Genomic DNA, 12,729 nt, shown 5'->3' with positions numbered 1-12,729 from the left:
CGCAGATGAAGAAAAAAACGAATCTGCGCTGGTGGGGCTTGTGGGCGGTGTTCTCCTTCGCCCTCATCGGCATTGCCTTTGCCGCCATCGACAGCCTCGACAACCCCAAGCCCGGTCCGGTGGATCTGAGCCTGCGCAGCTGGCTGCTGCCCGGCACGACCAGCCATGGGCACTATCAGATCGAGCTGGCCTGCAACGACTGTCACGCCAGTGCCTTCCCGAGCCGCGAAGACGTCCAGGAGACCTGTGAGTCCTGTCATGCCGCGGATCTGAAGGCCGTGGATGACAGCCACCCCAAGGCGAAATTCACCGACCCGCGCAACGCCGAGCGCGCCGCGCTGCTCGATGCCACACACTGCGTGACCTGCCATGTGGAGCACAAGCCGGATGTCACCCATGGGGCCGGTGTGACGCTGCCGAAAGACTACTGCGTCATCTGCCACAAGGACATCGCCGAGGAGCGTCCCTCCCACGAGGGCATGGCCTTCACGACCTGTACCAACGCGGGCTGCCACAACTACCACGACAACACCGCGCTGTACGAGGACTACCTCGTCAAGCATGCCGGGGTGGGCATGATGCAGGATGACCCGAAGGTGCTCGAGCGCGATCTGGCCCGCATCATCGAAGAGTTGAGCGAATACCCCTACGAGGCCTATCCGCCCAACGTGGCAGTGGAAGAGGCGGACAACGGCCCCATGCTGCCGGCCAGCGACGAGGTGCACGCCGACTTCATGAGTACCGCCCACGCCAAGGCGGGGGTGAACTGCAGCGGCTGCCATGTGCCGGCCGACCAGCAGGGCGGCGATCTGTCCAAGGCCACGTGGATCGAGAAGCCGACCCAGGACAACTGCACCCAGTGCCATGGCCCCGAGGTGAGCGGATTTCTCGCCGGCAAGCACGGCATGCGCATCAAGTCCGGCTTGCCCCCGATGACGCCGGCTGAAGCACGCCTGCCCATGAAAGCGGATCGTGCTCATGACGCCCTGACCTGCACCACCTGCCATGGCGCGCACCGCTTCGATACCGCCAAGGCGGCGGTGGACACCTGCCAGAGCTGCCACAACGACGAACACACCCTGGCCTATGCCGACTCGCCCCATGCCCGCACGCTGGACAAGGTGAAGGCCGGTGAAGCGGCCGCCGACACGGCCGTCACCTGTGCCACCTGCCACATGCCGCGCGTGGCTCATGACACCCCCGACTTCGTGCGCCGCACGCTGGTGGTGCATGCCCAGGGCGCCAACCTCAACCCGCCCATCAAGCAGGCCCGTCAGGTGTGCCTCAACTGTCACGGGCTGGGCTTTTCGATCGACGCCCTCGCCGACGAGCGTTTGCTGCGCAACAACTTCAACGGCCGGCCGGCGCAGCACGTGGAGAGCATTGAAATGGCGGTGACCCGCGAGCATGAAGCGGCCGCCGCACGCGCCGCCGAGGAAGCCGAAAAGGCCCGTGCCGATGCCGAGGCGGCCAGCGCGGCGCCAACAGATTCCGAATCCCCCACAGATCCGGAGCCGGGCAACCCCCGACCGGAATGACCTTCCCCCTGACCCAGGAGATACCCATGAAAGCTCTGACCCTCAAAGCCACCGCGATTGCCCTTTCCCTCGGCTGTGTTGCCGCGCCCGCGGGCGCCGAGGCCTGGTCCCACAAGGACATCGCCGACGCCCTGCACTCGGTGATGGAGTCCGATCGCACGGTCTACACCCGTCTGATCGTCAACCGCCTGCAGAACCAGGAGAAGGTCATCAAGGCCAGCGAGCACTGGAAGGACGACAAGGCCCTCGTGCTGCCTGCCCAGATGTTCCGCTACGGCTCCGAAATGGTGGCCGAAAAGGGCGCCAAGTTCTCCTACTCCCTGCTCTCCGAGTGGCCGGTGAACAAGCAGAACGCACCGAAGACCGATGTGGAGAAGGAAGGCCTGCAGGCCATCGCCAAGACCGGCGAGCCCTTCTACAAGGAAGAGGAACTGGGCGGCAAGAAGTACTTCACTGCCGTGTATCCGGACAAGGCCATCGCCAAGGCCTGCATCAGCTGTCACAACGATCACAAGGACAGCCCGCGCACCGATTTCAAGATGGGTGACGTGATGGGTGGCGTGGTCCTGCGCCTGCCGATGTAAGGAGACGGCCCATGCGCTCGATGCTGGTCTGGACCTTGATTGCCGCGGCCCTCGGGGCCACGGCGGTACGCGCCGCGGAGGCGCCGGTGATCGACGGCTTCGAGCGTGGTCGCGAGGTATGGGCGGGGACCTGCCAGCTCTGCCACGCCGAACCGGCCACCGGCGCGCCGCAGATCGGCGACGCCAAGGCCTGGGCGCCCCGTATCGAAAAAGGCAAGCCGACCCTCTACACCCATGCCCTGACCGGTTTCACCGGCCCCCTCGGGGACGAGATGCCGGCACGGGGTGCCAATGACGACTTGTCTGATGAAGACGTGAAAGCGGCGGTGGACTACATGGTTGCCGCGGCACAACAGAAACGCTGAATCCAGCTCAATCCAGGTTAAACAGGAGTAACACCATGACGACCCTCTACGAAAAACTCGGTGGCGCGCCCGCCATCGATGCCGCTGTCGATATCTTCTACGACAAGGTGCTTGCGGACGAGCGCATCAAGCACTTCTTCGTGAACACCGACATGGCCAAGCAGCGCCAGCACCAGAAGAACTTCCTCACCTATGCCTTCGGCGGCTCCGGCACCTGGAACGGCCTCGGCATGCGCGCTGCGCACCAGCCGCTGGTGGACAAGATGGGCCTGAACGACAGCCATTTCGATGCGGTGGTGGACGATCTGGCGACCACGCTCAAGGAACTGGGCGTGTCCGACGAGTTGATCGGTGAAGTGGCGCTGGTGGCCGAGTCGATCCGCGACGACGTGCTCTGCAAGTAATCGACGGAGTCGCATCTGTCAGCCGCCGTCAGGGGGTGTCGGCCACAGGCCGGCGCCCCCTTCTTTCAATCGGGCACGGGATCAGGGGTCAGTCGGCCTGGCCGTTGTCCGACGGCTGGAGAGCGGTTTGACCTGGCAGGGGAGCAGACCCGCCCGCGAGAACTGCTCGGCACCCATGGGTTTGCCCAGCAGATACCCCTGCACGAGGTGGCCGCCCAGGCGGCGCACCATATCGAACTGGGCCTGTGTCTCGACGCCTTCTGCCACGCACTGCATGCGCAGGCTGTGCGCCATTTTCGCCACCATGCGCACAATGGCGCGATCTTCGTGGCTCGCTTCCATATGCTCGATGAAGGTGCGATCGATCTTGAGTCGCGCCGCCTTGAAGCGTGACAGATAGGCCAGGCTGGAGTAGCCCGAGCCGAAGTCATCGATCGCCACGCTGGAGCCGATGCGCGATAGATCCTCGATGACCCGGCGCAGTCCGTCGGCGTCGTCCATGAGGATGGATTCGGTCAGTTCGATCTCGATCAGCGCGGGCGGGATACCGGCGTCGCGGCAGCACTGCAGTAGCAGATCGGGCAGGCTGCTGCGGGTGATCTGGACGCCGGAGACATTCACCGCAATCGGGCAGGGGCGCCCCGCGTCCTGCCACAGCCGTGCCTGCCGGCAGGCGTTCTGCAGCACCCATTCGCCGAGATCGACCATCAGCCCGGTTTCCTCGGCCAGCGGAATGAACTCGTCCGGCATGATCGGCCGTTCGGGCGTTGGCCAGCGGCACAGGGCTTCGGCGCTGGCAATGCAGCCCTTGGCCAGGTTCACGATGGGCTGGTAGGCCAGTTCGAGCGTGTTCGAGCTCATGGCGCTGCGCAACTCGGAGGTCATTTTCAGCCGCCGGTTCACCGCTTCGTTCATTTCCTGCTGGTAGAACGCGGAGCAGCCGCGGCCCATTTCCTTGGCCCGGTACATGGCCGTGTCGGCCCGCTGGAGCAGCGTGTCGAATTCGGTCCCGTCCTGCGGGGCGATGGCCACGCCGATCGATGCCGAGGTGGTGATCGAGTGGCCATCGAGCGTCATCGGGGGTTTGAGTGCCTGGATGATTTTTTCGGTGGCACGGGTGACGGCCAGCGGGGAGTCGGCCTCGTGAACGAGCACCACGAATTCGTCACCCCCCAGCCGGCTGATGGTGTCCCCCTTGCGCAAGACCTGCTTGAAGCGTTCGACCACCTTGATCAGCAACTCATCACCGGCCTTGTGGCCGAGGCTGTCATTGATCTGTTTGAACCGGTCGAGGTCGATGAACATGAACCCCAGCAGGCGGCCATCGCGCAGACACTGAGACACGGCCCGGTCGAACAGGGCCCGCAGCAGGAAACGATTGGGCAGACCGGTGAGGTGATCATGCTCGGCCAGATCGCGGATACGGGCTTCGGAGGCCTTGCGCTCGGTGATGTCCTCGAACGAGGAGACGTAATTGACGATGTTGCCGTCGGCGTCGCGCACGGCCGAGACGGCCAGCATCTGGGGAAATTCGCTGCCATCCTTGCGGCGGCTCCAGACCTCCCCGCGCCAGTGGCCGTGCACAAGCAGATGGGCCCAGGTGCGCTTGTAGAAGTCGCTGTCATGGCGGGACGACCTGAGCAGGCCCGGCGTCCGGCCGATGGCTTCTTGAGGCGGGTAGCCGGTGATGGCGGTGAAGGCGGTATTGACCTCCACGATCACCCCGTCGATGTCGGTGACCATGAGCGCCTCGGAACAGTGGTCGAACACCTGCTGGGATCGCAACAGGCGCTGCTCCTGCTTGCGCAGATGGGTGGCATCCTCCATCACCCAGATCGAGCCGTTTTCCGGCTGCCCCGGATCGATCAGCTGGGCGGTGCGGTGGCACCACAGCAGGGTGCCGTCCTTTCTGGCGTGCCAGTCCGAATCCCGACTGAACCCCTCTTTGTGCAAGCGACTGAAAATGTCGTCGCGCATCCTGTTCCAGGGTTGTGAAGGTAAGGCCAGCACCGAGGCGTCCTGCCCTTCGAGCGCGGCTTCGTCCGGCCATCCGAACAGTTTCGCCGTTCGCGAGTTGCAGCGGACGATGTGGCCGTCGCGAATGAGCAGGATGGCGACGTGCGTGTTGTCCTGAATCAGCTGCAGTTCCGTCGCCTGGCGCTTGAGGCGCTGCTCGTAGTCCCGCGTCCCGGTCACGTCCGTGAGGGTGACGATGCGTCCGTCGCCGGGCATGGGAGCCTGGGAAATGCTGATCAGGCGCCCGGCGGGCGTCAGGATCTCTCGGTCGCACATCGGTCGCCCGACACAGCGTGCGCTGAAGATATCGCCGATCAGCGGCAGCTCATCTGCCTTCTGTCCGCGAACAAGGCGGGCGCCATCGAGCAGTTCCGTGACATGGTCGTTCCAGTAGGTCACGTTCAGTTGCGGATCGGTGACCAGGACGCCCTGAGACAGATGGTTGAGGGTCGATTGCAGGAGCAGCGCCTGGCCGGCCAAGGCCTGATCCCGCTCGACCGTGGCGCGCAACTTGATGTCGCTGACGTCCGTGTAGACACCGACGACGCCGCCGTCGGGCGTGGGTTGCTCCGAGATCTGCAGCCAGCGGCCATTGGGGAGCTGGACCTCGCACTTGCCGGAGATGCCCTGGCGTGCGCCCCGGTGGACCTTGAGCCAGGTCAGTGCCCAGGGCCTGTGCGCATGGTCGGCCAGCAGGTCCGACAGCAAGGCGCCGATGCTGGGGAGCAGGATGGTATCGAAGATCCGGTCGAGCATCGGGTTGCTCAGGACGATCTTGTCGCTGGCGTCGTACATGGCAAAGCCGTCCGAGCTGCTTCCCAACGCGGTGACCAGTCGGCTGTGGGCGGTCTCGGCCTCCCGATTGGCGTACGACAGCGCCATGTTGAGGCGCCGGACCTGAGTCAGCGCATCTTCCAGCTCCTCCGTTCGTGCGCGGACCTGATGGCCGAGCGAGATCGCCTTTTCGAACAGGGCATATTGGGAACCCTCGCTCTCCAGGCCGCTTTCGATCCGGTCCATGAGCTTGGCAATGATCTTGTCCCGCCGGGCGAGTTCGTCGGCAAGTTCGCTGGGGACGTCGGGCGGGACACGTAGCGGCGTTACCCGTTGCTCTGCGCTCATGAGACGACCTCCGCGGGTCGGGGTTCGCCCAGGGCGAGCACCGTCATGGTCTGGTTGAGGTGAATCCCGTTCAGGAGCTCGCCGTAACTCGAGAATCCGACACAGCGATGCTGTCGAAGCAGGTCCGAGATGGCATCCAGGCACAGACTGCGCTTGAACTCGATGCGCCGGAGGATGCAGTCGAAGGTCAGCGCACGGTCGACCCGGCCCAGCCGGCCCGCCAGCTCACCCAGACGCGTGGCCAGATCCCGTCTCGGGTCGGTGCTGCGCACCAGACGCAAGACGACGCCTTCGTCGATCGCGCAGAAGAAGGTCAGGCTGCCATCCGCATTGACCTGCTGTATGGAGCGCACATATTCGCCTTCGCCATTGCGCACCACCAGCGGAAACGCGGCGAAGGACATGGCATCCAGCGCCTGGCTGTCCAGGCCGGTGAGCCGGGCGTATTCCTCTGCCGCCGGGTAGCCATTGATCTCGGTGACGATGCGTTCGGCCGGCCGCGCCCCGGTGATGGCCATGCGGGTGTCGGTCATTTCGAAGTGCTGGCATTGGAGGACTTCAAGGGGGCGCGTCGTGCGCACCAGGGCCACCACCGCGGCATTGTCGATGGCCCGGCCCTGGCAGATGACCGGTGCGCGCTCGAAGGCCAGCCCGTCTCCGGCCGACGCGCCGACGAGGGGCATGTCGGGCACGAGCCGACGGACCGCCTGGCCGACCACTTCTTCGTATCGGGACAGTCCGTCCACCAGCACGATGGCAAAACGATTGGTCTCGGCGCCCGGCGAAAGCTCGCCGTTTTCCACTTCGATCCGGGCGCCGTCCAGCGCCGTCTGCCATTGGGTGGATTCAAGTGCGCGCAGATCGGTCAGGGCGCAGACGCTGACGATGAACTCGTCCGCCGGCAGCGCGAGGACCACCAGTGTGTCCGACTGATAGCCTTTCGGACCGATTTCGCCCGCCGTGGTGCAGCCGAGCACATGGGTGTGCGCAGGCAGCTGCTGACGCAGTATCTGTGCGACCGCGTCCGGGTCTTGCCGCGGGCAGCAGAACGCGAGCACCAGTGACAGGGGCTCTGCATTGAGCTGGTTGCGCACATCGGCCACCGCAAGCTCGGCACCGAGCCGGCTGCTGCTGGCGACCTGAATCGTCCCCATTTCGCACTCCTTGGCCCGTCGTGGGCGGGTGCGACAGACCCATCCCAAGTCTGTCGTTCTATTACTTTAGTACTGTATTGGCCTTTAACTGTTAAATAAGTAAAAAATATTAATTTTAATTTCCATGGGCGAGCGTGATGTTCAAGGCTTGATGATCGGGTCAGGCGGCTTGGTGTTCGGACGCTTGCCGGAAGAGCCTGTCCATCTGCACTGCGGGGACCGGTCGGCTGATGAAGTAGCCCTGGACGGTGTCGCAACCGCACTGGCGGATGTAGTCCAGTTGCTGTGCGTTCTCGACCCCTTCGGCAACGCAGTGCATCTTCAGCACGCGGGCAATGTTGGCGACCATCTGGACGATGGCGCGGTCCTCCTCGCTGGTCTCGACCTTGTCGATGAACGAGCGGTCGATCTTGAGCTTGTCGGCCTTGAAGCGGGACAGGTAGGCCAGGCTCGAGTAACCGGTGCCGAAGTCGTCGATGGCCACCGAGCTGCCCAGACGCTTGATGTCGGCAATGATGCCCTCCACGCCAGCACTGTCATGCATGAGGGTCGATTCGGTGATTTCGATCTCGATGGCACTGGGCGGGATGCCTGCCGCCGCTGCATGTTTTGCCAGCAGGGCCGGGATGTCCGTCCGGTAGAGCTGGATACCCGACACATTCACTGCAATGCGCAGGTCGTGGCCAGCGTCACGCCAGCGCCGTGCCTGCTGGCAGGCCGTCTCCATGATCCACTCGCCCATGGGCAGGATCAGCCCGGTCTCTTCTGCGATGGGAATGAACTCGTCGGGCGGGATGGGGCGGCCGCCGCAGTTCCAGCGCATGAGCGCCTCGACGCACTCGATCCTGCGGGTATCGGTACTGACCAGTGGCTGGTAGACCAGGTGAAACTGATCGCCGCCGATGGCATCGTGCAGCGCATTGACCAGGCGGAGGCGAGAGGTGGCGGCTTCGTTCATTTCCTTGCGGAAGAAGGCAAAGCCGCCGCGACCCTGTTCCTTGGCCCGATACATGGCGGTGTCGGCGCGCTGGAGCAGGGCATCGAAATCCTCGCCATCCTGCGGCGCCATGGCGATGCCGATGGAGGCGGAGGTGACCAGGGGATTGCCGCCGATGTCGATCGGCGTCTTGAAGGCCATGATGATCTTCTCGGCAATCGCCGCCGCGGCCGAAGAGGTGCCGATGTCGTTGAGCAGGATGACGAATTCGTCCCCGCCCAGCCGGCTGATGGTGTCGCCTTCGCGAAGCACCGTGCGCAGGCGCTCGACGACGGCAATCAGCAAGCGGTCGCCGGTCGGGTGCCCGAGCGAATCGTTGACCCGCTTGAAGTGGTCCAGGTCCAGGAACATGAAGCCCAGGTTGTGCCCCTGGCGACGATGCTGCTTGATAGCCAGGTCGAAGCGGTCGCGCAGCAACAACCGGTTGGGCAGGCCGGTGAGGTGGTCGTGTTCTGCCAGATCGCGGATGCGTTGCTCGGCCTCCTTGCGGGAGGTGACATCCTCGAAGGCGGCCACGTAGTGGGTGATGGTCCCGTCCTGGTCACGCACGGCGGCGATGGAGAGCCATTTGGGGTATTCCGGCCCGTTCTTGCGTCTGTCCCAGACCTCGCCGCTCCAGCTGCCCACTGTTGTCAGCCGGTGCCACATGCGCTTGTAGAACTCTTCGCCATGACGGTTCGACTTGAGCAGTCGCGGGGTCTGTCCCACCACTTCGTCACGTTCGTAGCCGCTGATCATTGAAAATGCTGCATTGACGTCGATGATCACCCCGTTGGCGTCGGTCACCATCAGGGCCTCGGCGCAATGGGCGAACACGGTCTGGGCAAGATGCAGCTTGCGCTCCTGCTCGCGCCGGTCGGTCATGTCGGCAAAGACCCAGATGGAGCCATCCTGCGGGCGCTGGGGGTGGATCAGGCGTCCGGTCCGCTGACACCAGACTTCGCCGCCGTCCGCCCGCGCGTGCCAGTCCAGGCGATCACTGTAGCCCCGGATGTCGAGATCACTGTAGATCTGTTCGCCGCGCGATTCGAACTCCTCGTCCGACCGATAGATCACCCGGGTGCTCAGGCCGGTCAGGTCGTCGACCGAGGCCCAGCCGAACATCTCGGCCATGCGGCTGTTGCAGTTCACGATGACGCGATCACGCACGTAGGCGATGCCCACGTGCGCGTTGTCGTAGATCAGGCGCAGTTCGTCGGCGAGGTTCTGGATCCGCGCCGCCTGCCGCCGCTTTTCGGTGATGTCGCTCAGGGTGATGACGCGCCCGCCATCGGGCATGCCGGCCGCGACGATGCTCAGGATGCGTGAGTCTTCGAGTTCGAGTTCGTCCTTGGTTTCCGACACATTGCGCAATGCAGGCAGGGTGCCCAGCACCGGCAGCCGTTCAAAGGGCATGCCGTGCTGCAACTGGGTGCTTGCCAGCATCTGCTCGACCCGCTGGTTCCACGCCACGAGCCGGTCACGGGCATCGAGCACCAGCACGCCCTGTTCCAGATTGTCCAGCGTGGTCTGCAGCAGCACCGCCTGCTGGGCGAGGGCGTGCTCGCGGCGCGCCATCTCGCGGGTCTTCATCTCGGTGATGTCGGTGTAGATGCCGACGATGCCACCGTCCGGGGTCGGTTGTTCCGAGATGCGCAGCCAGCGGCCGTCAGACAGGCGCACCTCATCGCGTACCGCGCTGCCACGCCTCGCCTGGACATGCACCCGGTTCCACTGCAGGGCCCAGTCACGGGTGCGAATGTCGCGGATGAGCTCACTGTGGGTTTGCCCCACCTCGACGATCAACTCATCGCCGAAAACCTGGTCGAGCACCGGATTGCTGAGCACCAGGGCATCGGTAGCATCGAACAGGGCGAAGCCGTCCGAGCTGGCACCGATGGCAGCCATCAGTCGCGCCTGGGAGGCGGCCGCTTCGCGCGATTCGTGCGCCAGCGCGGTGTTCAGTCCACGCACGGTCTTGAGTGCTTCGCCCAGCTCGCGCGTCCGTTCCTCGACCTGCTGGCCGAGAACGATGGCTTTTTCGAAGAAGCTGTAGTCCTGGTGTCGCGCATCCATGCCGCGCTCCACCCGGTCCATCAAGACTTCAATGATCTTGTCCCGCCGGGCCAGCTCGGCATCAACGTCCACCGGTACCGACGGGCGCGGTGCTTCACTCACACATCATCTCCCAGGGCGCTCTTGCCGATCGCAACGCCGGTAAAGGTCTGGTTCAGATGAATGCCGTCAAACAGCTCGCCATAGTCGGAGAAGCCCGCGACGCGGTGCTGGCGCATGAAGTGCGAGACCGAATCGAGCGTGCCGTTCTGCGCGAATTCGAGCCGCCGCAAAATGCAATCGCAGGTGATGATCGCCTCCGCGTCGGCCACCTCCGCCGGCAGGCTGGCAAAGCTCCGGGCGAGGTTTTCGAGCGGGTCGACGCCCCGTGCCAGACGCAACACGATGCCTTCTTCGATGGCGCAATAGAAGGTCAGGCTACCATCGGCATTGACCTTCTGGATCGAGCGCACATGATCGCCCTTGCCGATGCGGACCAGCACCGGATAGGCGGCAAAGGCCATCGGGTCGAGATGGTTTGCGGGCACATCGAGCCCGGTCAGCCGCAGGTATTCCTCAGCCGCGGGCAGGCCATTGATCTCGGTGACGATGCGCTCGGCCGGTCGTGCGCCGGTCACCACCATGCGCACTTCCGTGCGTTCGAAATGCTGGGTGCGGAACACATGGAACGGACGGCGGCTGCGCACCACTGCGACCACCGCCGCATTGTCGTGGGCCTGACCGTCGTGGATCACCCGGGTGCCGGTAAAGCTCAGATCGTCGCCGGCAGAGCCGCCGAACAGCGGGACGTCGCCGACCACCGCGCGCAAGGCATGCCCCACCGCATCTTCACGCATCGACAGCCCGTCGATCAGGGTGAAGGCGAAGCGTCCGTATTCCGGACCGTCGAGGGGCTGGGTGTCCAGATAGACCATCGCCGTTTCGAGGCGGTCGCGCCAGCGGGGCGTTTCGAGCTGGTCGATGTCGCGGAGCACGGTGGTGCTGGCCACGAAATCCCCACCCGGCAGCGCGACAACCACGAGGGAGTCCTGCTGGAACCCGCCGGGGCCGATTTCGCCCGAGGTGGTGCAACCGATGATCTGAGTCTTGCCGTCGGCGGCGGCGCGCAGCTGACGCGCCACCAGCTCGGTGTCGAAGCGAGCAGCACAAAAGACGATCCACAGGCAATCGGTGGCCTGGCCCAACTGGCCGATAACCGCGTCCACCGTTGCTTCCGTGGTCCCCTCGCATGCCGATGCAATGCGGACTGAATCCACGATGATGCCCCCCAATCCGATTCCCGTCGTCCGGGGTGACCCTTTCGTCGTGGTCCCGCCGGCTACATAGTTTGATGTATTACCTTTGTTCTAGCGGATTTTGCGCCGACTCCTTGAGTTTTTCAGCGCCGGTGGTGACGAACGGCGTTCGGAGCAGAGCGGGATCAGCGTGACGCCGTGTCGCTGAAAGCGACCCGTTTGACGTTGCACAGCAGCTCGTAGGCGATCGTGCCGGCGGCCTGCGCCACGACATTCACGTTCAGATGCGGTCCCCAGCACTCCACGGGGGTGCCGAGACCGGCCTCGGGCAGATCGGTCAGGTCGACGGTCATCATGTCCATGGAAACACGCCCGATCACGCGGGTGCGCTGCCCGCCCACGATGATTGGCGTGCCGTCCGGCACGGTCCGCGGATAGCCGTCGGCATACCCCATGGCCACCAGGCCGACGCGGGTCGGTCGCCCGGTGATGAAGCGCCCGCCGTAGCCCACCGGTTCGCCCACGCCCAGTTCGCGCACGCCGATGATCGCGCTGCCCAGGGTCATGACGGCCTTCAGGTCGGCATCCGGGGTCGGCATGGGGTCGGCGCCGTACATCATGATCCCCGGTCGACACCATTGCCGGTGGGCCGCCGGCCAGCCCAGGATGGCGCCCGAATTGCACAGGCTGCGCTCGCCGGGCAGGGCCGCCGTGGCCGCCTCGAAGCTTGCCAGCTGCACTCGCGTGGTGTCGGCGTCGGGCTCGTCAGCGCGCGCAAAGTGGGTCATCAGGGTGACGGGGCCTGCCGATGGCAGTGTCTGGAGCCGCGCGAATGCGTCGGCATAGGCGTGCGGGAAGAAACCGGCCCGATGCATGCCGCTATCCATCTTGAGCCAGACGGGGATCGGGTGTCGGGGGGTGTGCGCCCGCAGCATGTCGATCTGTTCATCCTGATGGACGACAAGCCACAGGCGGTGCTGGTCAGCCAGGGTCACATCGTCCGCGCCGAAGGCGCCTTCAAGGACCAGGATCGGCTGCTCGATGCCCGCTTCACGCAAGGCGACCGCTTCTTCGGTGATGGCCACCGCAAAGCCGTCAGCCACCGGCGCGAGCGCATGCGCACAGCGAATGGCGCCGTGACCGTAGCCATTGGCCTTGACCACCGCCAGTGCCTTTCCGCCGTGGCGGCTGCGTGCAACGCGGTAGTTGTGGCGCAGGGCGTCCAGATCGATGTGCGCGAAGGCGGGTCGGCTCACGGT

9 protein-coding genes are annotated in these 12,729 nt (G+C 64.8%); 4 read left to right on the top strand and 5 right to left on the bottom strand.

The features are described 5' to 3' along the window. Positions 1-5: 5 nt before the first annotated feature. From J0W34_RS19450 to J0W34_RS19435, 4 genes are read left to right on the top strand one after another with little or no spacing between them, the layout of a single operon-like run. Entirely contained in the window at positions 6-1,538 is a 1,533-nt protein-coding gene (locus J0W34_RS19450; RefSeq protein ID WP_230969884.1) for a cytochrome c3 family protein, read from the top strand. A 26-nt stretch (positions 1,539-1,564) separates the two neighbouring features. Next, positions 1,565-2,122 (top strand): Tll0287-like domain-containing protein, encoded by a 558-nt coding sequence (locus J0W34_RS19445; protein ID WP_227816133.1) that lies wholly within the window; start codon positions 1,565-1,567, stop codon positions 2,120-2,122. 11 nt (positions 2,123-2,133) lie between these two features. Continuing rightward, entirely contained in the window at positions 2,134-2,487 is a 354-nt protein-coding gene (locus J0W34_RS19440) for a c-type cytochrome (RefSeq protein ID WP_230969883.1), read from the top strand. A 35-nt stretch (positions 2,488-2,522) separates the two neighbouring features. Continuing rightward, a complete protein-coding gene (locus J0W34_RS19435) occupies positions 2,523-2,891 on the top strand; it encodes a group I truncated hemoglobin (RefSeq protein ID WP_227816135.1) in 369 nt (122 codons plus the stop codon). An 81-nt stretch (positions 2,892-2,972) separates the two neighbouring features. On the opposite strand, the gene J0W34_RS19430 is transcribed toward J0W34_RS19435, so the two are convergent. From J0W34_RS19430 to alr, 5 genes are all read right to left on the bottom strand, one after another. Further along, positions 2,973-6,029, bottom strand: coding sequence for an EAL domain-containing protein (locus J0W34_RS19430; RefSeq protein WP_230969882.1), 3,057 nt, complete (start codon positions 6,027-6,029; stop codon positions 2,973-2,975). Further along, positions 6,026-7,183, bottom strand: coding sequence for an FIST N-terminal domain-containing protein (locus J0W34_RS19425; RefSeq protein WP_230969881.1), 1,158 nt, complete (start codon positions 7,181-7,183; stop codon positions 6,026-6,028). Before J0W34_RS19425 ends, J0W34_RS19430 begins: the two co-directional genes overlap by 4 nt. Positions 7,184-7,343: 160 nt before the next feature. Next, positions 7,344-10,337: an EAL domain-containing protein gene (locus tag J0W34_RS19420; RefSeq protein ID WP_230969880.1), complete on the bottom strand. Its 2,994-nt coding sequence runs from the start codon at positions 10,335-10,337 to the stop codon at positions 7,344-7,346. After that, entirely contained in the window at positions 10,334-11,491 is a 1,158-nt protein-coding gene (locus tag J0W34_RS19415) for an FIST N-terminal domain-containing protein (RefSeq protein WP_227816139.1), read from the bottom strand. The genes J0W34_RS19420 and J0W34_RS19415 overlap by 4 nt, the downstream gene beginning before the upstream one ends. Before the next feature lie 164 nt (positions 11,492-11,655). Beyond that, on the bottom strand, positions 11,656-12,726 hold the full coding sequence (gene alr, locus J0W34_RS19410; RefSeq protein WP_230969879.1) for an alanine racemase: 1,071 nt from the start codon (positions 12,724-12,726) through the stop codon (positions 11,656-11,658). Positions 12,727-12,729 lie beyond the last annotated feature (3 nt).

The sequence above is a fragment of the Nitrogeniibacter aestuarii genome, from assembly GCF_017309585.1.
Taxonomy (GTDB): domain Bacteria; phylum Pseudomonadota; class Gammaproteobacteria; order Burkholderiales; family Rhodocyclaceae; genus Nitrogeniibacter; species Nitrogeniibacter aestuarii.
The sequence above is the reverse complement of the archived record's forward strand: the minus strand, read 5'-3'. Positions and strand labels throughout refer to the sequence as shown.